The following is a 24,303-nucleotide window of genomic DNA, read 5'->3' on the forward strand; positions in this document are numbered from 1 at the left end:
GCCGGTTATCGTTGCAGTCTGTTTATGCAAACGACCTTGGGTTGCGTCATTTCCTCATAGGCGAACCGAACGCCTTCTCGTCCCATGCTGCCATATTTAAAGCCGCCGAAGGGCATCGCGTCGAAACGATAGTCCGAAGAGTCGTTGATCATGACGCCAGATGCATCAATTCCGCTGGCGGCATCGAGGGCGTGGTCCAGATCGTTGGTGAATATTCCGGCATGGAGACTGTACTCGGGCTCGTTAGCCATCGCGATGGCATCCTTCAGCTCACCAAACGGTTGCAGGATGACAATCGGCGCAAACACCTCTTCCGACCAGACAGCACATTGCGCGGGGACATTCTCCAGAACGGTAGGCGCGTAGAGATTCCCATGCCGGTGATGACCACAGAGCAAAGCGGCTCCCGCCGAGATTGCTTGATCGACCATTGCAGTGGCTCGCAAGATCGCTCCTTCTGAGATCATCGGGCCGATGTCGGTCGTTTGCTCAAGGGGATTTCCGGCCTTCAATCTTGCGGTCGCCTCGACGAACGTTGACCTGAACCGTTCATAGATGGCGTTCTGTACGAGAATTCTCTGCGTGCCTATGCAGTTTTGGCCAGCTGCCCAATAGGCCCCGGAAACGCAGGCGTCGACGGCTGCATCGAAATTGCAATTTTCCATCACGATCACGGGAGCGTTGCCGCCAAGGTCCATCGCAAGCTTCTTGATGCCCGCGGCCCGTGCGATCGCCTCGCCGGTGTTGAACCCACCGGTAAAAGATATCATGCGCACGTCGCGCGCAGAAACAAGCGCCTTACCAAGCTCCGGCCCACCGACGGCAACGGTCACGATCTCCTCAGGCAAGCCGCTCGCGATCAGGGTGTCGACCAGCTTGAGTGCGGAAAGTGGCGTGAGCTCTGACGGCTTCAAGAGCACGGCATTGCCTCCGGCGATGGCTGGGCCAAGTTTGTGGGCGACGAGGTTCAGCGGATCGTTATAGGGCGTAATGGCAGCGATAATGCCCAAAGGCTCCCGGGTATACCAGCCCTGGCGAGATTCCGATCCGAGGTAGGAGTCGAACGGTATGATCTCGCCCGCATTTCGTTTTGCTTCATCCGCCGACAGTTTGAGAGTGTTGACGCACCGAGTTGCTTCCTTGCGGGCCTGCACGATGGTTTTCCCCGCTTCCCTCACGATGAGCAGCGAGAATTCTTCCAGGTTGGCCTGGATCGTCGCAGCTGCCCTTTCCAGGACGGCCGAGCGTTTGTATCGCGGCAGGGCTCTTGCGATCTGGGCTCCCCGCTTTGCCCGTTCCAAGAGCGAGCCCACGCTTCCAGCACTGGTCTGGCGCACTGTTCCAACGACGGCCCCGTCGAAGGGGCTTCTCACGATGATATCTTGAGCAAGGGTAATCTCGCTCAGGGCTGCACTGCGCATTATGCAGCCTCCTTCGCTTCTCGCGACGGTTGAGTCGTGTGGATGGCAACAATATCGGACAGAAGGGCATACGCAGTCTCGACCCGTCCAGCGCCTGGTCCTGTTATCGTCACCGATCCAAGCAGCTCCGTGTTGAGTGAAACTGCGTTCGTTGCGCCTCCGACTCCTGCGAGCGGGTGCTCTAGAGCTAGTCTCTTGGGAGCAACACTGCCAACGACAATCCCATCTACACCACGAGCCGCGGATCCGATGAGCTTCCACCGGCAATTCTCCTTGGCAGCCGTTTCAATGTCGTGAGGAGACAATCTTGAGATGCCCTCGCAGGTGACATCCTCGGGCTTGAGGTTTGCCCCCAGCAACTCGTTTGCAAGGATCACGACTTTCAGTCGAACATCATGGCCCTCAACGTCCGCAGTTGGGTCGGCCTCAGCATATCCAAGGGCCTGCGCCTCTTTGACGGCAGAGGAGAAGTCCAACCCCCCCTCCATGCGTCCCAAGACGAAATTCGAGGTGCCGTTGAGAATGCCCTCAAAGCCTTTCATTTCGGCGCCGGCCAGCGTTTTGTCCGCCAGTCGCATTACCGGAGTTCCGCTCATGACGGCGCCCTCATACTCGAAGCGCACGCCGCGAGATTTGGCCAGTGCCTTGAGCTCCTGGGCGGCAAGAGCTACCGGACCCTTGTTGGTCGTGACGACATGTTTGCCTGCTTGAAGCGCCCAACGGCAATGGCTGACGGCAGGCTCCCCATCTTTCGGGTTGGTGAACGTCGCTTCAACGACAATGTCTGCTGGCGCCAGCTTGATGACAGTTTCATTGTCAGCCTCAGAACTGCCGCCGGAAAGCTGCCCAAAGCCACCTTTGGTGAAATTGGCCTCAGTGAGCATCCGCGGGTCAAGCCCGTTGGGTGATATCACCGAGCCCAGGTAGAGATCACTGACGGCGACGATGTTTAACTGGAAGCCAAGCTGGCGCTCCCACTGCGGATTTTTTGTCGCGATAAGTCCTGCCAAGGCCCGGTTCACACCGCCAAAGCCAATAAGCGCAATATTGTAAACTGTCATGACGATCCTCCAAAGAATTGTGCGGGCATCATGCGGGTGCGGACCGCACAGTGGAAACGCCGCAATAGGACCAAACAACCGAGCACTTTGCTCATTTTGCCGCTATTTTGTTGGCGTTGCGACCAATAGCCTTCCAGCCGCGGGAACCAATCGCCTCCGATTCGCCGGTGGGTGGTCGCCGGACCACCAAGGTCGGACCGCTGATGGCATATACTTGTGCCGGAGCCAGACGGCTCCCATGTTGGACCAGAGAGCAAGTCCGTGAAGACTCTGGCTCAGGAATGAGGTGGGGGCGCGGATGCTGCGGGATCATGAACAATTCACGGTGTGTTTTGCCCATTGATTTCGCCCGATCCATCAAGATCACCCGATCTGCTACCTGGCGGACAAACCGCACCTGATGGGACACGGCTCGAAAGAGAAACAGCGTGGCGGATCCGATAGCGGTATTCCTCATGGCCCCTGCCCCGGATGGGACTGTTCGTGCTAACTCTGGACGTCGATATCCGCGCGCGCAATCATGGCGTCGCCAATCAAAATATCGCCCTGGGCTTTCAGGCCAAGGCCAGCGCCGCGCATATCTGGGGCACCGTCATCTTGGCCCAACTTGGACTTGCCGGTCAGCCTGGTAACCTCGATCTCTATGCCGACGATCGCCTTCACCAACGCGTCAATGTAATCCCTTGGAGCATGCGTCATCTTCCATGGCGTCTCGCGCGTTGCCTCGTGAATACGCGTCAGGCGCGCTACGATAGCGCGGACATAGCGTTCGTCATCGCGGATCCTGATTTGCCCATAGGCGTGAGCAACCATGTAGTTCCAGGTGGGGACCTGCCGCTGCGTCTCATGCTTGGTCGGATACCAGGTCGGCGTGATGTAGGCGTCTGCGGCGCGAAATACGACCAGCACTTCATCGCCGTTCGCAGCATTCTGCCAGACGGGATTGGCGCGGGCGACGTGGCAATGAAGCACGCCTAACGTGCCTTGCTTGGTGTCAAGGAGAAAGGGGATGTGATTTGCATCCATTTCACCTTTGCTATTGGTGAACAGGATGCCAAGGGGATTGCGCTCGATCAGGTCGTGAAGGACCTCAAGGCGCGACTCGTTGAAATGCGACGGCAAATACATGACCGCTCCTTTGATGCCTAGTGCTATCCCCAGCACCTTTTGCCTTGGCTCTGCGACAAATGTCTTGCCCTTCCCTGGGTCAGAACCGGCGAGTTGGCGAATTTCGCGCTGACATGCCAGAGACGTTCAGGGCACAAAATTCGCATCGGCTTGAAGATCGCCCAGGGCCAAGTAAATGCTCAATCAAGGAGCAATTTACTCGGCAAGAGGGCCACCCCTTAGATGGGGTTGGATTTCTCAAACGTTGCGTCCAATGCATTGTTGATGTCGGCGATGAGATCGCGTGGGTCCTCAAGGCCGATCGACAGGCGCAGATGTCCATATTTTTGGAAGTTGGGCGGATATTTGTTGGAGCCGCCTCGTCCACCGCCGCCGACGTGAACGATCAGGCTCTCGTCATGCCCAAGCGAGACCGCGGAGGTGATCACCTTCAAATTGGCGACGAAACGATTTTGCGTGTCCGGATCGCCTTCCACCGCGAAAGCCATCATCGCGCCGTAGCCTTGGCCTGCGAATTGCTTTTGCGCCAACTCATGCTGGTCATGGCTCTCAAGGCCGGGGTAGGTCACATATGCGACACGCTTGTCGGTCGCCAGATATTGGGCAACCGTTTCGGCCGAGGAGAACTGCTGCTTGAGGCGAAGCGGCAAGGTGACCGAGCCGCGCATGATCAGCCAGGCGTTGAAAGGCGAGATGGTTCCGCCGACATCCACCAGGGCGTCTGCCTTCACATGGTGGACGAGCTCCTTCGAGCCGATGACAACGCCGCCCATCGCATCGCCATGGCCGTTGATGTATTTCGTCAATGAGTGGATCACGAGGTCCGCCCCCAACGCAAGCGGTCGAAAGAAAGGCGGAGGTGTGAAGGTCGAGTCCACTGTTAGAAGCGCGCCGGCTTCCTTGGCAATCGACACCAGCGTGGCGATATCAGCCACCTTCGTGGTCGGGTTGGCGATCGTCTCGGTATGGATCAACTTGGTGTTCGGCCGGATGGCGGCTCTCACTGCATCCATGTCGCCCATGTCCACAAAGGTTGCTTCGATCTGATAGCGTTGCGGCAGGAGTTCAGCGAACAGCCGCCAAACCGCTTCATAGGTGACATCGCCCACAACCACATGGTCGCCTGTCTTCAGGAAGGTGAAGAAAACGGCATGGAGGGCTGCAACCCCTGTTGCAAAGACTGCCGCATCCTCGCCTCCTTCGAGCGCCGCCAGCTTGCGCTGCAGGCCGATCTGGTTGTGACCCGAATTGCGGGTATAGGAGGGCGTTTCCGTATCCGACCAATCCATGGTCGATGGGTCTTCCGGAAGAAGATAGGAATTGGCCATGACGATCGGTGTTCGGATCGCGCCGGACGTCTTGTCGATTTCATTGCCGCCGTGCACCGACAGCGTATGGAAAGACAAGGTGGACAGCTGATGTTTATCGGGTCTGGACATTTGTGGCTCTTCGTTGCTGGAGTTTGAAACAGTAATTGTGACTCAACGCCGGGACGGCACCGCCTTTTCGAGTTTCTGAAAGGCCTGCGTTATCGCGAAGGTCAGGCCGACGTAAAACACCATCACCAGGATAAGCGGTTCATAGACCAGGAGGGTATCCTGACGGATCTTGTAGGCCGCTCCGTAAAGATCCATGACGGTGACCGAGAACACGATCGGCGTGGCTTTCAACTGAAGCACGACCTCGCCGGCAAAGGTCGGCAAAGCGATGCGGATCGCCCGTGGCAGCCATATGCGACGCAGGATCTTGCCGGGTGACATGCCAAACGCCCGCGCAGCCTCGAGTTCTCCTTTTGGAACCGACAGCATCGCCCCCCTTAGGATTTCGCCTTGGTAGGCTGCGAAGTTCAGCGTCAGGGCAAGCACTGCAAAGAAGAACCCCTCGCGCAGTATCGGCCACAAAAAGCTTGCCCTTAGGCCGGAGATGGAAGGAAGGTACGACCCAAGGCCATAATAGAGGAGCCACAGCTGTATCAGGAGCGGGGTGCCGCGAAAGAACGTGCAATACCCTCTCGACAGCCAACGGAATGCGGAAAAGGCCCCCACTTGTGCGACTGCAAGGAGAATTGCCAAAGCGAAACCGACTGCCACCGAAATGGATAGAAGCAGAAAGGTTATTGCAGCTCCTCGCACCAGCAAGTCCGCATAGGAGGCAACCCAAGAGAAGTCCATTTTGGCCTCCTACGCCAATGCTCGCTGCCCACGGCGGAAATACGATTCCAAAGCGGCAAAGATTTGATTGGAAACAAGGGTAATTATTAGGTAGATCGCCGCAGCCGCCAGGAAAAACACCATGTATTGCTTCGTATTGCTTGCAGCAACCCGTGCAGCGAGAGCCAATTCCTGGTAACCTACAACAGCTATAAGTGCGCTGTCCTTGACGACTCCCATCCATAGGTTGGCGAAACCCGGCAGGGCATTCGGAATCAGCGCGGGGAGGATTACCCTGCGGAATCGTAAGGCCGGGCGCATTCCAAACGCTTTCGCCGCTTCGAGCTGGCCGACCGGAATTGCCAGAATGGCGCCTCGCAACACCTCCGTCATGTAGGCTCCCTGGACGAAGCCGAGCACGATCACAGCTGCGAGCAGGCCGTTAACCTCCAGCGGACCAAGATCAACCAAGGCGAGAACACGGTTCAGGCCGTCGGTCCCAGCATAGTACAATGCTATGATCAAAATCAGTTCCGGAACTGCCCTGACCACAGTCGTGTAGAGTTGCAGAAGCCACTCAATTGATCGAAATCCGCTCAACTTTCCAAATGCGCCAAACAGCCCCAAGACCATGCCAAGGAAATAGGCGCCCATGGATATCAACAGCGTGGCGAGAGCCCCGGTGAGCAGAACGCCACCCCACCCCGGAGGGTTGATGGATAACAATTCCAGAATTGAGTTCACAGAATTCATAGTGGAATCTTTCGAAACAGAGCTAGCGGACTTGCCGCGAAGGATGCTCGTCAGCAAATCCGCTAGATAAATGCATCAGTAAGGATCGTAGTCGAAGTACTTCTTATTGAATTCCGCGTACTTCCCGTTGGCTCTTATCGCCTTGATGGCGCCGTTCAGTTTCTGCTTGAGCTCTTCGTCCCCCTTGCGAATTCCGCCGCCTACGCCTGCTCCAAGAATCTCGTCATCGGCAGCAACCGTCCCCTTGAATTCGCAACAGCCCTTTCCGAGGTCCGTTTTGAGGAATTCCTTCAGGGGCCCGGTGTCTGCAAACGCATAGTCGATCCGACCTGAAGCCAAGTCTTGCAGTGATTCATCAACAGTCGCGTAGCTTTTCTCAGTTGCTATATCTGCGAAATGTTTCTGGAAGTAAGCCGATTGCGTTGTGGAAACTGCGATCCCGATGGTCTTCCCCTTCATCTGCTCATCAGTGACCCCAGCAAATCCGTCCTTTGCTCCAATCATGCTTGCCGCTGCGGAGTAGTACTTGTCGGTGAAATCGATACGCTTCTTGCGCTCGTCCGTAATGGACATCGAAGACCAGATTACATCGATCTTCTTGCTTTCGAGAGCGGGAATGAGGCCATCCCAGGCAATATCGACGGTTGTGCACTGCTCGTGAAGCTGTTGGCAGACCGCGTCCATGAGATCGATCTCCCAACCGATCTCTTTGCCGGAGGCATCTTTCGTCGTGTAGGGAGGATAGGCCTCGTTCGCGATGCCAAACCGGATATCGGCATGAGCGTCTGCCGCGAAACAGAGAATGGTGAGAGTTAGAGCAATAGTCCGATATTTCATCTTAGTTCCCCTTTTTGAGAAGTTGGGTGGTGGTGACTAGTGCGAACCCGCTCCAACAAATTCCTTGCAGCGGCTGCTCATGGGTGCACCGAAGACCTGGTCGGGAGGGCCGTCTTCCTCCACTTGGCCTTGATGCAAAAACAGCACGCGAGTCGAGACATCGCGAGCGAACTTCATTTCGTGGGTGACCAACAACATGGTTCGGCCCTCTTCCGCTAAGCTGCGGATCACCTTGAGGACTTCACTGACCAGTTCCGGGTCCAGGGCCGACGTCGGTTCATCAAACAGCATGACGGAGGGGTCCATGCAGAGCGCGCGGGCGATCGATGCTCGCTGTTGCTGACCACCGGAAAGGAAAGCGGGATAGGCATCGCGCTTGTCGTAGAGACCCACTTTGGTGAGCAGCCCATGCGCTTTCTCGACAGCGACCTTTCGATCAACGCCAAGGACGTGAACAGGGGCTTCGATCACGTTCTCCACGATCGTCATGTGGGGCCAGAGATTGAAGCTCTGGAAAACCATCCCTAACCCTGTTCGGAGTCTCTCAATCTGGCGCCAGCTTGCTGGATGGCATTTCCCATCATGCCCAATCCGGAACTTGACGTCCTCTCCATTGACCTGGAAGGCTCCCTGGTCAGGGATTTCGAGGAAGTTGATGCAGCGCAGAAAGGTGCTCTTGCCAGAGCCTGACGAGCCGATGATCGAAACCACATCACCCTTTTGTGCCGTGAGCGAAATTCCCTTCAAAACTTCGTGGGCTCCATAACGCTTATGGACATCCCGTACGGCAAGCGCAGGTATCCCAGTGCCAGCATGCATTCTGATCTCCATCAGGCTCGTCATGGCTTTTCGGTGCTCATGCAGGCAACGCTCCGCAATCGCTGCGTTGCCGCAGCAAACGTCACCCTTGTGCAGTTAGTCGCAGGAGAGGAAGGCTACTCAAATCTGGCCGTTTGGCCGCGGCAGGGAGCCCGCGAACCGAGTGCCGTTATCTGGTCGCCACAGATTGTTGTTTAAGGAGGAGGAGTAATGGACAGCTTTTGTTTCAGGATCCCACACCCTGGCATGAGGCGCGACAAGCCGTCGGTCAGCATATCGCCTGCTTCTTCGAGCGCGTTTTCAGGCATGGTCTCCAAGCTTTCCAACAGAAACCACATGCGACCGGTCAAAGCGTCCAACCGGGTGCGAGAGCACTGTCGCCAATTCCATCTCCTGCAAGTGACGCCTGCATCATCTCGCCAGATGGCCTCTCCCGGTGCCGGGCATTCCTTTATCGCCTCTCCATTGACAACCGTTTCGAAGACTTCAGTTCCAGCGGCAATTGTTAACCGTGGCCGCCCAACATACGCGTCGTAGTTTTCACCGCCGACAGGAAGTGCGTACCGAAGGCTGACAGCGTTGTAGAGATCGACAACGGGGTTGATCGTGGGAACCTTGCCGTCTTTCTCCACCCGTTTTCTGAGAGCCTGGGCAGAGCAGGGAGTTCGGTTCGGCTTTGCACCGAACCGGAAGTACGTTTCCGACCAACTGGCCAAATGCGCGTCTGCCCATGGCGCACCTCCCGCCGACACAAAGTTGCAGGCCTCTGCCAGAAGATTTGTATCAACGCTTCCTGTTTCGGCATTCGTGGCATCGATATGGATGGATATGGCGCGAAAGCCAGGGGCAATGCTGGCAATTCGTTCGTCGACAACCGGGATTTCGAACACGGCCCACTAGCTCCCATTGACCATCTTGGTGTAATATACCGACCATGGAACAGAAAGTCAATATACTGACCGACGTGGGCGCCGAGGTCGAACACGTCAGTGCAATGGTCTCCCAGAACCTCAAGCTTTTCCGACGCCAGAACGGCCTCACACTTGACCAGCTCTCTCGAAAATCCGGGGTCAGCAAAGGGATGCTGGTGGAAATCGAGAAGGGCAGCGCTAACCCCAGCATCGCCACTCTTTGCAGGATGGCAGTCGCTCTGGGGGTTTCTGTCGCAGACTTCGTAGGCGTAGCATCAAGTGTGCCAGCACGGATCGTGCACCCGCAAGACACTTCCACATTGTGGCGAGGCCCTGGCGGAGGCAGTGCCACTCTCCTTGTGGGAACGCACGGTCCGGACGAGGTGGAGCTTTGGCGGTGGATTATGTTTCCAGGCGAAACATTCGAATCGCCCGGGCATTCTGCGGGAACGCTCGAATTGCTGAATGTGGAAACCGGCGAGCTAACTCTGAAATTGGCTGATACCGATCTCCTAGTTCAATCCGGTTCTTCGGTTTTGGCACGCACGGAAGACAAGCATGCCTATATGAATCGGGGCACTCAAGAGCTTCGGTTCATCATGGTGGTCGCAGAACTGCAGTACCCACGCGTGCAGCATGTTTAGGTACAATTCCCGTATCCCACGCTATATGCGCTTTTGGCTAAGTCGGACCGGCGGAACGATTTCCCGCAACCCCGATGCCTGTCTCTTAGACCAGCACTGAATGCTAGAGCCATGATTGACAATACGGGATTGAACGCGTCCTTCGTCGGATGCAGCGAGGGGCACACTGGACCTGTGCGCATGCGGCAATGCCTGCCTGATGCTCGTCTGCGGAAAGCCAGAAGACGGGCTTCCGTTCCCCACGTCGAAATGGCACGAGCCAACTTCCGTGCAGCTCGACAATCTCATGCCCCAGCAGGAAATCTCCCGCCGTGTAGGCCCTTCGGCGCCAGCGGTAGCGCGCCGCCTTCAAACGGCTTCGCTCCACCGGATAATCAAGAAGAAGGACATCTCTGTCGTAAACGAGAGGGCGATTGGGCGCCCCCTGACGGTTATCGCGGAGGTGACGACCGAAACAGGAAAGACTGGATCTGATCGACGAGATAAAAAAGCGTTTCGCGAGCTGTCCACAGGTGCAGCAGTGCTACTGCATCACTGGCGAGACGGACTTTGTGCTTATCATGAATGCCAGCGACATGGATGAGTAAACGGCACTGATGCGCCAATCGTTCTTCGAGGGCGGAAATGTGACGAGCTTCGAAGCTGCGTTGCAATGGAGAAAGCCGACGGCCGATCCCGCTTTTGTCTCACCTGCGCATCGGAATGGTTTCGTCTTGATATTCTAGACTAGATCCAAGCTTATATCCTTGAACGGAATTTCCAAAGGCTGTGCTCGCCACCGCTGTCCCGACTGAGCCGGTAGAGCTACGGTCAAAGTGCCTGTGGTAACGATGTCTCCCGATTTGAGGGGTTGACCGCCAAAGCGCTCCAGTTCTCGTACCAAATAGGCTAATGCGGCGAGAGGGCTACCCAGGACCTGCGACCCACCACCCACCGCCGCGGAACCGTTTTCACAAGCAAGCGTCACCGAAAAGCTATGCAGTTGCTTTCCCCATCGCTCGCGGTCACTTTTGATTGAGTGCCGGGAGCCGAGAAGTAGGGCAACATGAACACCCGTTGCCGCAGCATCTGCGACATTGAAACGCCATTCTGGAAAGATCGACGTGCAAACCTCGAAGCCGAGTGCTGCCCATTCCACACACGAGAGAAGATCGTGTTCGTCCATGCGAGGGTCCGGAGGTGCGCACAAGCCGAGCGCGACTTCAGCCTCCATTCTGACGTTCGGCCAATGCGCTACCGCAAGGCTCGTCTTCACGCCTAGATCGAACGTTGTTTGGTCGTAGAGGTAATTCCAGATTGGCCCGCTGATCCCGTAGCCGGCCCACGCGGCAGAGTTGGTAAAGCCAATCTTGCGGCCGACTATTCGCTCACCATTTGCCTCGCGTCTGCGTCTTATCTCTTCGACAACCCAGTATGCATCCGCCAGTCCAAAGTTTGGATAACGGGACGTAAAAGGTGAGACCTCTCGCAGGACATCGCGTGTATTCTGAACTTCATCCGCAATATCCGATAAGATATTCTTGGGAAGCTGCACTTAAACCTCCTACACGATGGGTCAAGGCTTCTCCGCCCCGTCGCCGGCACCGAGATAGATGCGGCCGACCTCCGGATTGCTGGCGATGGAAACAGCGATCCCGTCCAGCCTGTTGCGCCCTTCGGCGAGCACGTAACAGCGATCCGAGATAGCTAGCGCCTTGTGCGCATTCTGCTCGACCAGCACCACGCTAACGCCGCCCTCGCAGCTGATCGTACGGATGTGCCCGAAAACCTCGTCGGTTGCCTTAGGAGAGAGGCCGGCACTCGGCTCGTCAAGAAGCAGCACTTTGGGGGATGCCATCAGGGCGCGACCGAGGGCCACGATCTGTTGCTGACCTCCGCTCAGCCGGCCGGCGGTGGCGCTCCAATAATTGCCGAGCGTCGGCAGGATTTTGCGTACCGCATCCTGCCGCTCGCGAACGGGACCGGGCACCGCGACGAGGCCCATGCGCAGATTCTCCTCAGTCGTCATGGTCGCGAAGACGTTCCTGACCTGCGGCACATAGCCCAGCCCGGCACGCAGACGCTCGCGCGTCGCGGTGTTGGTGATATCGTGTCCGGCAAGGGAAATCTTGCCTGCAGTTGGGTGGATGACGCCGACCAGCGTCTTCAGGAGTGTCGACTTGCCGCAACCGTTCGGGCCAATGACGGTGACGATCTCGCCTGGCGCCACGCGTATGCTGATACCGTGCAGAATCTGCATTTCGCCGTAGCCGGCCACCAAGCCATCGGCGACGAGAATGTCGCTCCCGCTCATGCATCTACCCCGCCGAGATAAGCGTCAAGCACCTGCTTGTTCTGCTGGATTTCCGCCGGCGTACCGGCGGCAATGACGTGACCCCGGTCGAGCACGACCACCCGCTCGCAGAGTTCCATAATGACGTTCATGTTGTGCTCGATGATGAGCAGCGTGATGCCCGAGGCGTGCACCTTCTGCATGACTTTCATCAGGTGCCGGATTAGGGTCGGGTTAACGCCTGCTGTCGGCTCGTCGAGCAGCATCAGCCGCGGTCGGCTCATCAAGCAGCGGGCAAGCTCGAGCAACTTCTTCTGGCCGCCTGAGAGACGCGCCGCGGCAATGTCGGCCTTTTCGGCGAGCCCGACCGTCTCCAACACCTCACGGGCGGCTGCCTCGTTGACTTGCTCTTCCTGTCTGACCCGCGCGCCTGGCAGAAGGACGGAGAGGAGCCGGTCGCCGAATTGGCCTTCCGGCACCAGCATCAGGTTTTCCAGCACCGACATCTCCTTCAGCTCTCGCGGGATCTGGAAGGTACGGCGTAGCCCGCGCCGCGCGACCTCGTATGCGCCCAGGCCCTCGATGCGCCGCCCGCCAAACCGGATCTGGCCGGAATCGGGCTTGGTGAAGCCGCTGATGATGCTGAAGAGCGTGGTCTTGCCCGCACCGTTAGGGCCGATCAGGCCAGTGATCGATCCCTCTCGGACCGATAGCTCGCAACGGTCGACGGCCTGGAGGCCGCCGAAGCGTTTGTTCAACCCGGCAATCTCCAGAAGGTTGCTCACGCGCGCCTCCCGGGACCGTAGCGAACCGCCACGATTATCATTAGCGCCAGGCCAAGCGCCATCAGGCGAAGTGCGGCCAACTGCACACCGTCGACGACAGTGATGTAGTCCTTGAGAAGTCGCGTGCCTTCGAGAAGGACGGCAACGACCGCCGTTCCCGCGAGCGTGCCCAGGGTGGAACCTTGCCGGCCAAGCAGCACGGCCGCAAGCACATAGATCGAGATATTAGGGCCAAACATGTCAGGTGAGATGTAAGTGAGGTAGCTCGCGAACAACGCGCCACCTATGCCTGCGAGCGCAGCGCCGAGCACGAATGCGAGCGTCTTGTAAGTAAGGGTCGGCTTGCCGATGGATGCGACCACGGTCTCGTCCTCACGGATTGCGCGCAGCGTCCGGCCTATCGGGAAGTGTGCCAGCCTTTGACTAAACCAGAAAGCGACGGCGAGCAGCACGGCGGCAATCACCAGGAAGGAAGTTTCTGAATCGAGGCCTGGAATGGTGACGGGCCGCGGTATGCCGGCGATGCCGTCCGGGCCACCAGCGAGCCACTTTTCGTTGAGAAAGATCAGCCGCACGAATTCGGAGAACCCCAACGTGACAATGGCGAGATAGTCTTCGCGCAAGCGTGGCGTAAACAGCGCCACCGCACCGCCGAGCGAGCCGCTGACCAGCGCAGCCAGAACGAGAGCAGGCAGCAACGGCAACCCGGCCTGCGTGGTGAGTGCCGCGCAATAGGCGCCGACCGCGAAGAATGCGACCTGGCCGAGATTGATCAAACCAGTGAGGCCCCACTGGATGTTGAGGCCGAGCGCCACGAAGCCGTAGATCACGGCAAAGATGAGGATGGCAACAAGATAGGCTGTCATCGCTCAATTCCCCCCGTCCGGATGAGGCCCGTAGGTCTGACCAGCAGCACCAGCGCCAGCACCAGGAAGGCGAGCGCTGTCTTGTAGGTGACCGGCAGCAGCAACAGGCTGAATTCCGACACCGTCGCGAGAAGCAGAGCCGCAAGTGCGGCGCCGGTAACGCTGCCCAGTCCACCCAAAATGGCGACGGCAAAGAGTGGGATCAACACCCGCCAGCCGAGAAGTGGGGTGAGCGAGGTCTCCGTGGCAAGCGCCACCCCGCCGATGGCCGCGAGGAAGCCGCTGGCAAAGATGATGCCGCCATAGACGACTTCCGGCCGGATGCCGGTGACAACCGCGAGCTCTGGATTGGTGGAAGTGGCGCGCACAGCGCGGCCGAAGGAGGTCCAGCGCAGCGCCGCGATCCCAAATACCAGGATGACCGCGACGGCGCCGATCATGGCCGCTTGCGTCGGCGTGACGATGAAGCCGGCGAACACGAAGGGACGCGCAAGCTCGATGGGATACTGATGCACGTCATTGCCCCAAATGAAGCGGACGCCGTTCTGCAGGAAGAGCATCAGGCCAAGCGAGAGGAGCACTGGCGGCAGCGTGCCCGCGGCGCGCACGAAACGAAAGATCGTCTGGTCGACTGCGAGCGCGATTAGCCCTGTTAGCACGGCCGCCAGAAGTGCCGAAAGCCACAGCGGCACGGAGAAGCCACACAGTAACAACGCCAGATAGGCGCCAAGCGTCATGAATTCGGGAATGGCGAAATTCGGGTAACGCAGAACTCCGTAGATCAACGATATCGCCGCCGCGGGCAGCGTCCAGATCGCGGCCGAGACCAGCGCCGAGACGAGATAGATTTGCAACTCATCCACAATAGCGTTTCCTAGCCTCCAGCTCCGCCTGCCGGCAGCGCCTCCGATGAAATCGCACGCGGGTACGGATTTAAAGCCCACCGCCGTTTGGTCGAGGTCAGGTGCTGCTTGTCATCCTTACCCCCTCCCCGCAAACGGGGAGAGGGATTGTCAGCGTCTCGTCTAGAACACAACGTCCTTGACCGCGCCGATGGGCATGATCTTGCCGTCCTTCACTTGCGACACGCGGAAATTGGCCTTAGCGATATTGCCGTTCGCATCGAAGTCGATCGCCCCTGAGGCGCCTTCGTAGTTCACCTGCTCACCTGTGCGCAGCGCCTTGATGCCCTCTGCGAAAGAGGTCACTTTGGCGCCGTCGGGCCCGGAGACTTTTCTGACGGCGTCATTGAGCGCAGTGCCGTCGGTCGACTTGGCCGCCTCAATGGCAAGCGCGAGCAGGACCAGCTGGTCGTAGGCCTGCGCGCCGAAGGAATAGTAGCGGTCGCCGCCAAGCGCCTTGGCAAGGCGATCATAGGCGGGCGAACCCTCGGCCACGCCCTCTTCGACCAATAGCAGTCCTTCCGCGGCAGGCCCGGCATTCTTGATGAGCTCGGGGCTCACCGCAAAGCCGGGCACGATAAAGCGTCCGGAAAGACCGAGCTGGTAGGCAGCCTTTAGAATGGCGGTGATGTCGGGCTCGTAGCCGGAGATATGGATGAAGTCCGGCTGATCAACGAAGGCGCGCGTCACCTCGGAGCGGAACGTGGTCTGGTCCTCATTGTAGGTGGTGAAGCTCATCACCTTCCCTCCCCGCTCCTCGAAACGCTGGCGGAATGCCGCGACCGTCATCTGCGTGAAGGGCACATTGAGGCCAAGCACGGCGGCCTTCTTCCAGCCCTGGCTGTTGGCGTATTCGGCATAAGCTTTGCCAAACAGAAGGTCGTCTGGCTCCGTGCGGAACAGATGACCCTTCTTCTGTACCTCGGTGATGCGGCTGGCGCCGGAGGTCGAGAGCTGGATGAGCTTCTTCTCTTGCACGATCGGCGCCACCGCAAGCGTGACACTGCTCGCCCAGGTGCCGACGATCGCGGACACCTTGTCGACATCGACCAGCTTGCGCGCACCGCGCACGGCTGCTTCAGGGCTGGTCTCGTCGTTTTCCACCACGAGCACGATCTTGCGACCGAGCGGACCGCCGGCCGCATTGATCTCCTCGAGTGCCACCTTCGCCGAGGTGAGCATCTCCTGCCCGAAACTACCGCCGGCCCCCGACAACGGCATCAGAGCGCCGACTTTGATGTCGCCATCCTGAGCCCAAGCTGCGCTCAGACCCGGCAGGGCGGTTGCGGCTACCGCTCCGGCGCTGATGGCCAGCAGCGAGCGGCGACTGATGGAGCCGCCCAATGGACGGCGCTTCGTGAAGTCGCTTTTCATCGTTTTTACTCCCCTTTGTTACTAAACTCTACGCTGAGCCCGCGGCAGCCTTGGGAGGATGACGCCGGGGGATCGGCCGGATTCTGTTCTCAAAAGCCGATGTCGCGTGGGAAATCGGTGATGCAGCGGGACCCGGTTTCCGTGACGATCAGCACATCGGAGTGACGGAAGCCACCGAGGCCCGGAATGTAGACGCCCGGCTCGACCGAGTTCGCCATGTTGGGCAGGAGCTTGGTCTTGTTGTAAAGACGCAGTTCTCCCTTCTCCTCGCGGCTGGCGGAGCCGATCATGATGCCGTGGGCATGCCCGGTGCCGTGGCGGATATACTTGACCAGGTCGTATTTCTGCAGAATCCCGCGCGTCAGCATATCGATGTCCGACATGGCGACACCCGGCTTCAGGGCTTCCTTGCCCGCGTCGAACGCCTCGTTGACGGCATCGAGCGTCCTCCTGATCTCAGGTGTAGGCTCGCCATAGACGAAGGTGCGCTCCAGCTCCGCGCAATAGCCCCAGACGACCGGAAAGATGTTGAGCGATACGAGATCGCCGCGCTTCAGGCGGCGGCTGGTCGGGTGCAGATGCGGTACCATAGTGTGGTCAGCGAATTGGGCATAGGCGTAGGTGCTGGTTAGTCCGTTGTCGGACAGGGCGCCCATCGCCTTGTTCACCGCCGCGACCGCATGGGCGGCCACCGCAAGTTCGGTGACGTTGTCCTGCATGGCCTCTAGGAAGGCGTCGGCGCCGATCTTGGCGAGGTCCGCGCCCAATTCAAGCAGGCGGATCTCCTCGTCCGACTTGATCAGCCGCAACTCCTCCAGCCATGGGCCGACTTCGACGAGTTCTGCCTCGGGAAAGCGGGCCTGAAAGGCGCGGAACAGACCGACTGGCAGCAGAGCTTCCTCGATGCCCAGCCTTATCCTGGCGGAGCCGCGGCGCGCGATGAAGTCTGCGCAGAGCTTGAGGCTCGCCTGCACGACATTCTCATCATCGCCATAGGCCATCACCTCGTCGAAGGAGCTGTGCTCCTCCATGTTCTCAGTCTCGATAGCCGCACCGCAGACCGCGCTCGACCCCGATGCCGGCAGAATCGCCCACATCGGCCGTCCCCATTCCGACAGCAGCGGCACGCCGCTCATGTAGAAGACGCTGTCGGCGGTGTGCAGGAATGCGACATCGACGCGCTCCGCGGCGAGCTTTCTGCGGAGAGCATCGATACGACGTGTCATTTCCTGTTTCGAGAAGGCTGGCATTTCAAACTCCACTAGGGTTTGTTGTCTTGAGATTCATTGTTCGGTCCGTCTTCGAGACCGGCGACGCCGATCAGGCCGTCGGTCTTGATGTTCTGGAGGATCATCAGCGAGTTGGAATCCTTGATCCCGTCGACCGCAGCGAGCTCAACCAGGATGAAGTCGTAGAGATCGCGCAGCGTCTCGAAGCAGGCCTTGATGATCAAGTCGTAGGGACCTGTCGTCACGGCGACACTGTCGACGAACGAATATTGCTGCAGCACCTTCGCCACTTTGATGATGGCGTTACGCTCCACGTCAATGCCGATGAAGGCCGAGGCCTCGTAGCCGAGATCGACGGGATCGGCGGTGGCGCGAATGCGCACCCTACCCTCCTGAGTAAGCTGGCTCAGCTTCTTGCGCACAGTCGGCTCGCTGATGGACAACCGCCTAGCCATCTCGGCGGTCGGCATGCGGCCGTCCTCTTGCAAGAGACGGATGATGAGCCTTTCGGTTTGATCAAGCGGTTTTGGCTTCATGTTCTCAATTCAGGTAATTTGTTCGTTCATATCTTCCATAATCCGAAACTTTTTGCAACGTATTATTTCGGCTTCCATATTTTTCGGCGCGCCAGACTCAAAATGGGCGCGAGCGCGGCGTCCAAACGCAATCCTGCTTACCGACCGATCTAACAGCGACAACCGACAAAGCGCTCTCATAGAGTCGACAGCGTTCACCCCTCCATTTGGCGGGGTGGAACTGCCGCTGCCTTCGGCCGATGATTGCCTTGCAGACAAATTGCGAGCAGGCGGCAAGCGTATGACAAGATTGAGAGTCGTGGCATTCAGCGGCAATTTTCGCCGGCCTTCCAAGACATTGGCGCTGACGAACGCGATCGTCAGTCAATTGGCGCAGAAGACCAGCGCTGAGATCGTCACCTATGATCTCCTGGACCTGGATGAATCTGTTTGCACTTTCGATCGCGCCGACCTGAGCCAGCAATCGGCCCGCATCATCGGCGAGCTCGAGAGCGCAGACGCCCTGATCGTGGCGACCCCCATCTACAAGGGTGCTTATTGCGGGCTGATGAAGCATATCTTCGACCTTCTTCCAGCCGATGCCCTTTGCGAAACGCCGGTACTGATCAGCGCCAACGGCGGGGGGCCGCGGCATGCCCTAGTGATCGAGCATCAGCTGCGGCCGCTGTTTGGCTTCTTCGAAGCAGATACGCTTCCGACATGCGTCTATTCCTGCGAAGCCGACTTCAAGGAAGACAAGATCGTCGATCCGGGAGTTCTAGCGCGGATCGACAAGGCGACCAATCAAATGGCGCATCGGCTCGACGAACTTGGCGAATTTTCGAGCGAAAGCTCCACTCTCGTTTCTGGGAAAAATCATGCCTATCCTGTCTGACACGAAATTCCTTGTCGCCCATTACATGCCCTACACCGACCTTCCTGATGAGTGCCTGGAACGGGACTCGCTTTGGGTCGACATCCCGAACGCCTACTACGATCCACACAAGGGTCATGCACTTTATGAACGCTACCTGGGCGAGGCGGTGCTGGCCGAGGAATTGGGCTTCGACGGGCTGTGCATAAACGAACATCACGCCACGCCAGCAAGCATGATGCCGGTGCCGTCCATAATCGCATCGGCGATCTTTGCCAGGACGGAGAAGTTGCGTGTCTGCATTATGGGCACGCCGCCCAATCTGGAGAACCCGCATCGCCTGGCCGAAGGCTATGCGATGCTTGACGTCATGTCAGGCGGTCGGCTCGAAGTCGCTATCCCGCTCGGCACCCCGATGGAATACTGGGTCAATCCCGTGGCGCCGGCGACGGCGCGAGACCGCCTGCATGAATCGATCGATATCATGCTGAAGTCCTGGGAGACGCAGACCGGCGAACCGAAGGGCTACGATGGCAAGTTCTATCATTACAAATATCTCAATGTGTGGCCCCGACCGATCCAGCAGCCGCATCCTCCCATCTTTCTCGTCGGCTCCGGGAGTCTCACAACGGTCGAGATGGCTGCACGGCTGGGTTTCGGATATGCCGCGACTTTCTCGCCGATTCCCAAGCAGATGAAGGCGCTGGAGATCTACCGACAGAAATCGGTCGAAGCCGGACATGACCCGGATCCCTCCAAATTCCCGCTTACCGCAATGGTCTACGTCGCGGACACCGACCAACAGGCGGTCGAAGAGATGACGCCTTGGGCCGATTTCTACTTTGGTCAGTTGCTCAAATCGGGCCGGTTTATCGAGTTGCCGGGATACATTCCCGTCGACGAATTCCGCCGGCGCGACGGGAAATTCATTCCCGAATCCCACGGTGTCTTCGACTGGAAGGCGATCGAGGCGGTCTACCGTGTCGTCGCAGGCTCACCAGAGACCGTCGCCAATCAACTGGAAAAATGGGCTGAAGAGACCGGGTCAAATCGGATCATCTGCGAAGTCCACATCGGAAACATGCCGCATGACAAAGTCGTCAGCAACATGACCAAGCTTGCCAAAGAGGTGATCCCGATTCTTGAGGAGCGACGCGACGGAGCCCCAAAGGTCGAACAGTCACCGCAATCGGCTTACCTCGATCCCCCGGAAATGATGAGATTTAGAAAATGGACGGGCCGGTGAACAAGAAAATCGTGGATATGAGCGGGTTCGACCGCTCGGAGTATGTCGTGTCCGGCGTCAGGACGGCCGTTTATTCGATCGGCTCAGGACGGCCCGTCATTTACCTTCACGGAGGCGGCACCTTCCCGGGTTTCGATTTCGTGCGCGAGTGGGCCAGGGACCGCCGTGTCATCGTCCCTTATCATCCCGGTTTCGGCGAGAGCGACGACGATCCCCGCATCGACGACGTTAGCGACTACATCTTCCACTACATCGACCTGTTCAATCAGATGGGGCTGGATGAAGTCGACATCGTCGCCCACTCGCTGGGAGCCTGGATCGCGGCCGAATATGCCTCTGTTCAGGCGCCGCGCATCGGCAGGCTCGTACTCGTGGCGCCGAACGGCGTGGTGATCCCGGAGTTCCCCAACCCCGACAGCTTCAAGATCCCAAAGGAGCAGCTCCACGAATATCTCACGGCCGATCCCTCGGTCGCGCTTCGATATTTCCCTGATGGCCACGACATCGACTTCCTGACGCTTGGCTTCCGCGAGTTGACGGCCTTCAGCCGAGTCGGCTGGGAGTATCCGCAGGGCAATCCAAAACTGCGCCAGCGCATACACCTGATTACCTGCCCGACGCTGCTCCTGTGGGGTCAGGAGGATCGGTTTTTTCCGGTGGGCGGTGCCAAGACGTGGCAGGAGCTTTTGCCGAAATCGGAACTGAGGATCCTCCCGAAAACCGGGCACCTCGTCTTGGGCGAGAACCCTGATGCGCCGGGCATCGTGCACGAGTTCCTGACACGCTGATATCCATCCCTGAAGAGGAGAAGTCCACATGAAACCTGAACCCGCCGGCATCACGCGCATGAAGGATGCCTATGAAGGGCGCGTCTGGAACATCCTCGGACAAACCTACACACTCAAGCATGTGACCGAGACTTCGATGCTTTGGTATGCCGAATTCCCACCGGGAACGTTCGTGCCGCCGCATATCCATCCCACCCAGGACGAGCTGGTCATCGTTCTCGAAGGCGAGATCCATGCCGTGCTCGACGGAGTAGAGCAGGTTGCAGGCTACGGAGATACGGTCCGATTGCCGATGGGCATTCCGCATGGGCTGTTCAACAAGTCCGATAAGAAGGCTGAAGCTCTTTTCGTGGTCTCGCCGACCGGCGCGCTGTTCTCTCTGTTTGACAAAATCCACAACGTCGGCGACCCGGCTGAGGTGGTCCGCTTGGCCGCGCAGCATGAGATCAACTTTCTCCCGCCGCCAGCCGGCTGAGCGTCGGGCGCCCGGCGATCGCAAATGCCCGGTTAGTGTGCGTAAATGGGAGCACTTATGTCTTCGACCTGCAGCAATCACGCCAACAACAGCCAGATGTTTCGGCCGCCGATCGGCGATCTGTGGGACTATGCCGACATCTCGCGCGACAAGTGCATTGCGCCTGGATTGAAAGTACGCAACTGGATCCAGTACCAGGCGAGCGAGGAGTTCTACATCCAACGCCTGACAGATCGTGGCTATTTGGTCGGCGCCGCAGGTTACAACGCGGTTGCCGTGATCGGCGACAAGGGGGTGCTGCTGGTGAGCACCCAATCGGGCGTGGCGACCACCCACACGCTCAAGGGGTTGCGCACACTGACCGACCTGCCGGTCACGGACATCGTCTACACCCACTACCATATGGATCACATCGCCGGCACGCCCGAGATCGTAGCCGAGACCAAACAGCGCTTCGGTAGGGAAAGCCGGATCTGGGCGTCCTCGCTCACCGCGCGGCAGATCGACCGCTTTGGCCGTAAGGTACCGATGCCCACCAATGTCATCGAGGGCCATGACGGCGACTTCCTGTTCGAGGGCAAGCGGGTGCGCATCCGCACGCCTGAATACAACGGCCATTGCCTGGACAACGCGATCATCCATCTGCCGACCGAGGGCATCGTGCAGTTCGACGATATGGTCGAGCCGGAATGCATGCCCTTCCCCCATTTCGGCCCGCAGGAGAACTTGCGGAACTTCGAAGACAACATGATCGAACTGCAGGGGATGACCTGGGACTTCGTCAATGGTGGTCACGGCAATTTGGGCAGCCACGGCGACGTCAAATTCTACCTCGACTATTTCGACAAGATGCGCAACGCCACGGCGGCGCGCATGGAACGGCTCTCCACGACGGATTTTGTCGTGCCCACCTATTCGTACATGAGTGCCTGGGTGAATTATCTTGCTGCCGTCAGCGCCCTGGTCAAAGAGGACCTGCGCCCGGAATATGGCCTCTACTACGGATTCGAGGAAAGCGTCCCGACCCATGTCGAGATGATGATCAATCATCTTATCCTGTACTGAGGCATGAACGCGTCCATGACAGATCGCTTGCCGATTCCTCCTACCCTCGCCGGGAAGCGCGCTCTGGTGACCGGCGCCAGCCAGGGCTTGGGCCAGGATATGGCGGTGACCTTCGCCCAGGCAGGAGCCACGGTCGCAATTCACGGCCGAACACTTGGCGAGACAGAGGCAACGATCGAATTGGTCCGCAACCTCGGCGCAAACGCGCACGCGGTCGCAGCCGACTTCCTCGAGCCCGCAAGCATCAGGCCCATGGTCGAAGGGGCGATCAAGGCGATGGGCGGTCTGGACATCCTGGTGAACAATGCTGGGATCGGCGAGATTTCCACGCTGGAGGATATGGACGAGGCCCTCTGGGATCGCACCATTGCGATAAATCAGAAAGCGCCGTTCCTCGTCACCAAGGTAGCGGTCGAGACGATGCGGTCCAATGCCGATGGCGGACGCATCCTGTTCATCTCATCGACCGCGGCAAAAACCGCGGACGCCGGTTTTTCCGTCTATGCCACGGCAAAGGCCGGGCTCCTGGCCTTTGCTCGCTGCATTGCCCCTGAATTGGGTCCGCACGGGATCACGGTGAACGCCATCTGCCCGGGCTGGATCGACACCGCGTTGTCACGCGACCCGGTCAAAGCGATGGCAGAGGAGCTGAAAGTCCCCTTCGATCAGGTTTGGCAAATGACCATGGCGGACACCAACATGATGAAGGCTTTTCTCAAGCCGGCCGACATATCCCAGGCAGCGCTGTTCCTGGTGGGCCCCGGCGCCCGCCACATTACCGCGCAATCGCTGAATGTCTGTGCGGGATTGGCCTATTGGGGTTGAGACAGCGACGACCAAGAAGGTGGCGCGGAGAGTAGAATACGGAGCAGCAGTCCAGTTGCAAAAGCATGGTATGTCCTGCCGAGAATCGATCCATGGCGAAGCGTCCGATGGACATTTTCGGGGACGGGCAGAATAAAAAACAAAGAGGAATTACCTCAGAATGGGAGAGCAGACATGAAGACGTTGCAGCATTCGGTTCAACCGGGATTGCGGTTCGATCGGCGTGATTTCCTGAAGGCGTCGGGCGCGGCGGCACTTGGCCTCGCGGGCAGCGCCATGCTCGGCCGGTCCGCCTTTGCACAGAACATCGGTGGAACCCTCGACTATCTTGGGTGGCAGGGCGAGGAGATGCCCGGCGCGATGGGAGCCTTCGCCAAAGAACACGGCATCAAGATCAATCCAAGCTATATCGCCTCCATCGACGACGTCGACGCCCGTTATGCCGGTGGCGGCGGCAGCGGCTTCGACTTGCTGTCGACCACCACGTCAACAAGTGACCAATTGGAGAAGAATGGGCACGTGCTGACGCCGCTCGATCTCGAGCGGATACCGCGGCATGGAAATCTGGCCAACTACTTCACACAGAATGCGCGTACGATCGGCATCGCCGACGCGGAGGGCAAGCTGTTCGCGATACCACATTCGTTTGGGGTTTTCGGTATCACTTACGACAGCAAGGCCATCTCCGAGCCGAAGGCGTGGACCGATCTGCTTGATCCGAAATTTAAGGGACGCATTACCATGCCGGGAGATCCCGGCGCCAACTTCACACTTGCCGCGCATATTCTCGGACACGATCCGTTCCGAACCCCGAAGGGCAAGATCGACGAGATTGCCGCGTTCATGAAGCAGTTCATCGACCAGTCGAAGACCATTGCGCCGAGCTATGGCGACGTGGCGTCGCTCATCGGTTCGGGTGAAGTGGTCGCCTCCTTCCTGGGCTGGGCGGCGATCGATGTCTTTGCTGCTGCCGCCGGCAACAACAATGTGCGCACCAACATTACCCCGACGGACGGCACCTTTACCTTTGTCGAAGCTTATGTGATCCCTCAAGGGGCGGACAAAGCCGACACGGCCTATGCGTGGATCAACGAGGTGCTCGATCCAAAGGTCAACGCCGCCGCCGCGATGGAACTGGCCGCTGGCCCGACGGTAAAAGGTGCAGCCGCCTTCATCGATCGCGCCAAGAGCCTCTATCCGGTCGATGACGTCGATGCATTCCTGGCAAAACGCCCGGTTCTCCTGCAAGCCCCGATCGAATCCGACGAATTTATCACGCTGGGCGAATGGGTGGCGAAATTCCAAGAGCTTCTGGTCAAGTAAGTTAGCGAAGTGCAGATACCTCGTTTTGGAAGCTTTTGGC

At 58.7% G+C, this 24,303-nt stretch carries 26 protein-coding genes; 9 read left to right on the plus strand and 17 right to left on the minus strand.

All coding sequences use genetic code 11. From position 1 onward, the window contains the following. Positions 1-5 precede the first annotated feature (5 nt). The 9 genes from OHD58_RS26140 to OHD58_RS26180 form a co-directional block, all read right to left on the minus strand. Positions 6-1,421, minus strand: coding sequence for an aldehyde dehydrogenase family protein (locus OHD58_RS26140; RefSeq protein WP_263806578.1), 1,416 nt, complete (start codon positions 1,419-1,421; stop codon positions 6-8). Beyond that, entirely contained in the window at positions 1,421-2,482 is a 1,062-nt protein-coding gene (locus OHD58_RS26145; protein ID WP_263806579.1) for a homoserine dehydrogenase, read from the minus strand. Before OHD58_RS26145 ends, OHD58_RS26140 begins: the two co-directional genes overlap by 1 nt. Before the next feature lie 486 nt (positions 2,483-2,968). After that, complete coding sequence (locus OHD58_RS26150; RefSeq protein WP_263790794.1) at positions 2,969-3,610, minus strand: FMN-binding negative transcriptional regulator; 642 nt, start codon at positions 3,608-3,610, stop codon at positions 2,969-2,971. A gap of 218 nt (positions 3,611-3,828) precedes the next feature. Continuing rightward, positions 3,829-5,049, minus strand: coding sequence for a trans-sulfuration enzyme family protein (locus tag OHD58_RS26155; RefSeq protein WP_263806580.1), 1,221 nt, complete (start codon positions 5,047-5,049; stop codon positions 3,829-3,831). Between the two features lie 42 nt (positions 5,050-5,091). Beyond that, complete coding sequence (locus OHD58_RS26160) at positions 5,092-5,781, minus strand: ABC transporter permease (RefSeq protein ID WP_263806581.1); 690 nt, start codon at positions 5,779-5,781, stop codon at positions 5,092-5,094. A gap of 9 nt (positions 5,782-5,790) precedes the next feature. Continuing rightward, positions 5,791-6,513: an ABC transporter permease gene (locus OHD58_RS26165; RefSeq protein WP_263806582.1), complete on the minus strand. Its 723-nt coding sequence runs from the start codon at positions 6,511-6,513 to the stop codon at positions 5,791-5,793. Between the two features lie 75 nt (positions 6,514-6,588). Beyond that, positions 6,589-7,350 carry a transporter substrate-binding domain-containing protein gene (locus OHD58_RS26170; protein ID WP_263806583.1) on the minus strand — a complete coding sequence of 254 codons (762 nt, stop codon included), beginning with the start codon at positions 7,348-7,350 and terminating at the stop codon, positions 6,589-6,591. Positions 7,351-7,386: 36 nt separating this feature from the next. Further along, positions 7,387-8,193 (minus strand): ABC transporter ATP-binding protein, encoded by an 807-nt coding sequence (locus OHD58_RS26175; protein WP_006204323.1) that lies wholly within the window; start codon positions 8,191-8,193, stop codon positions 7,387-7,389. A 170-nt stretch (positions 8,194-8,363) separates the two neighbouring features. Beyond that, positions 8,364-9,059: a B3/4 domain-containing protein gene (locus OHD58_RS26180; RefSeq protein ID WP_006204324.1), complete on the minus strand. Its 696-nt coding sequence runs from the start codon at positions 9,057-9,059 to the stop codon at positions 8,364-8,366. Positions 9,060-9,103: 44 nt separating this feature from the next. On the opposite strand from OHD58_RS26180, the gene OHD58_RS26185 reads away from it, so the two are divergent. Then, a complete protein-coding gene (locus OHD58_RS26185; RefSeq protein ID WP_006204325.1) occupies positions 9,104-9,724 on the plus strand; it encodes a helix-turn-helix domain-containing protein in 621 nt (206 codons plus the stop codon). A gap of 512 nt (positions 9,725-10,236) precedes the next feature. After that, on the plus strand, positions 10,237-10,311 hold the full coding sequence (locus tag OHD58_RS26190) for an Lrp/AsnC ligand binding domain-containing protein (RefSeq protein WP_244426006.1): 75 nt from the start codon (positions 10,237-10,239) through the stop codon (positions 10,309-10,311). A gap of 134 nt (positions 10,312-10,445) precedes the next feature. On the opposite strand, the gene OHD58_RS26195 is transcribed toward OHD58_RS26190, so the two are convergent. From OHD58_RS26195 to OHD58_RS26230, 8 genes are all read right to left on the minus strand, one after another. Then, positions 10,446-11,258 (minus strand): 2-keto-4-pentenoate hydratase, encoded by an 813-nt coding sequence (locus OHD58_RS26195; RefSeq protein ID WP_006204327.1) that lies wholly within the window; start codon positions 11,256-11,258, stop codon positions 10,446-10,448. A gap of 21 nt (positions 11,259-11,279) precedes the next feature. Continuing rightward, on the minus strand, positions 11,280-12,017 hold the full coding sequence (locus tag OHD58_RS26200) for an ABC transporter ATP-binding protein (protein WP_263806584.1): 738 nt from the start codon (positions 12,015-12,017) through the stop codon (positions 11,280-11,282). Then, positions 12,014-12,781: an ABC transporter ATP-binding protein gene (locus tag OHD58_RS26205; RefSeq protein WP_006204329.1), complete on the minus strand. Its 768-nt coding sequence runs from the start codon at positions 12,779-12,781 to the stop codon at positions 12,014-12,016. The genes OHD58_RS26200 and OHD58_RS26205 overlap by 4 nt, the downstream gene beginning before the upstream one ends. Further along, positions 12,778-13,647 carry a branched-chain amino acid ABC transporter permease gene (locus tag OHD58_RS26210; protein ID WP_263806585.1) on the minus strand — a complete coding sequence of 290 codons (870 nt, stop codon included), beginning with the start codon at positions 13,645-13,647 and terminating at the stop codon, positions 12,778-12,780. Before OHD58_RS26210 ends, OHD58_RS26205 begins: the two co-directional genes overlap by 4 nt. After that, the gene (locus tag OHD58_RS26215; RefSeq protein WP_006204331.1) at positions 13,644-14,510 is read right to left on the minus strand and encodes a branched-chain amino acid ABC transporter permease; all 867 of its coding nucleotides are present in this window, start codon (positions 14,508-14,510) and stop codon (positions 13,644-13,646) included. The genes OHD58_RS26210 and OHD58_RS26215 overlap by 4 nt, the downstream gene beginning before the upstream one ends. A gap of 162 nt (positions 14,511-14,672) precedes the next feature. After that, positions 14,673-15,923, minus strand: a complete 1,251-nt coding sequence (locus OHD58_RS26220) for an ABC transporter substrate-binding protein (RefSeq protein WP_006204332.1) — start codon at positions 15,921-15,923, stop codon at positions 14,673-14,675. An 89-nt stretch (positions 15,924-16,012) separates the two neighbouring features. Then, positions 16,013-17,149, minus strand: coding sequence for a M24 family metallopeptidase (locus tag OHD58_RS26225; RefSeq protein WP_157999218.1), 1,137 nt, complete (start codon positions 17,147-17,149; stop codon positions 16,013-16,015). 35 nt (positions 17,150-17,184) lie between these two features. Then, the gene (locus OHD58_RS26230; RefSeq protein WP_006204334.1) at positions 17,185-17,688 is read right to left on the minus strand and encodes an Lrp/AsnC family transcriptional regulator; all 504 of its coding nucleotides are present in this window, start codon (positions 17,686-17,688) and stop codon (positions 17,185-17,187) included. Between the two features lie 214 nt (positions 17,689-17,902). Here OHD58_RS26230 and OHD58_RS26235 point away from each other — a divergent pair, with 214 nt between their 5' ends. From OHD58_RS26235 to OHD58_RS26265, 7 genes are all read left to right on the plus strand, one after another. Then, positions 17,903-18,562, plus strand: a complete 660-nt coding sequence (locus OHD58_RS26235; protein ID WP_157999220.1) for an NAD(P)H-dependent oxidoreductase — start codon at positions 17,903-17,905, stop codon at positions 18,560-18,562. Continuing rightward, entirely contained in the window at positions 18,546-19,787 is a 1,242-nt protein-coding gene (locus OHD58_RS26240; protein ID WP_263806586.1) for an LLM class flavin-dependent oxidoreductase, read from the plus strand. Before OHD58_RS26235 ends, OHD58_RS26240 begins: the two co-directional genes overlap by 17 nt. Beyond that, the gene (locus OHD58_RS26245; RefSeq protein ID WP_263806587.1) at positions 19,784-20,575 is read left to right on the plus strand and encodes an alpha/beta fold hydrolase; all 792 of its coding nucleotides are present in this window, start codon (positions 19,784-19,786) and stop codon (positions 20,573-20,575) included. Before OHD58_RS26240 ends, OHD58_RS26245 begins: the two co-directional genes overlap by 4 nt. Before the next feature lie 28 nt (positions 20,576-20,603). Next, on the plus strand, positions 20,604-21,050 hold the full coding sequence (locus OHD58_RS26250; protein WP_006204338.1) for a cupin domain-containing protein: 447 nt from the start codon (positions 20,604-20,606) through the stop codon (positions 21,048-21,050). Between the two features lie 57 nt (positions 21,051-21,107). Beyond that, the gene (locus tag OHD58_RS26255; RefSeq protein WP_006204339.1) at positions 21,108-22,115 is read left to right on the plus strand and encodes an MBL fold metallo-hydrolase; all 1,008 of its coding nucleotides are present in this window, start codon (positions 21,108-21,110) and stop codon (positions 22,113-22,115) included. Between the two features lie 66 nt (positions 22,116-22,181). Then, the gene (locus tag OHD58_RS26260; RefSeq protein ID WP_006204340.1) at positions 22,182-22,940 is read left to right on the plus strand and encodes an SDR family NAD(P)-dependent oxidoreductase; all 759 of its coding nucleotides are present in this window, start codon (positions 22,182-22,184) and stop codon (positions 22,938-22,940) included. Positions 22,941-23,114: 174 nt separating this feature from the next. Next, entirely contained in the window at positions 23,115-24,263 is a 1,149-nt protein-coding gene (locus tag OHD58_RS26265) for an ABC transporter substrate-binding protein (RefSeq protein WP_263806588.1), read from the plus strand. Positions 24,264-24,303: the final 40 nt, after the last annotated feature.

Origin of the sequence: Mesorhizobium sp. ZC-5 (genome assembly GCF_025753855.1) — a bacterium.
Taxonomy (GTDB): domain Bacteria; phylum Pseudomonadota; class Alphaproteobacteria; order Rhizobiales; family Rhizobiaceae; genus Neomesorhizobium.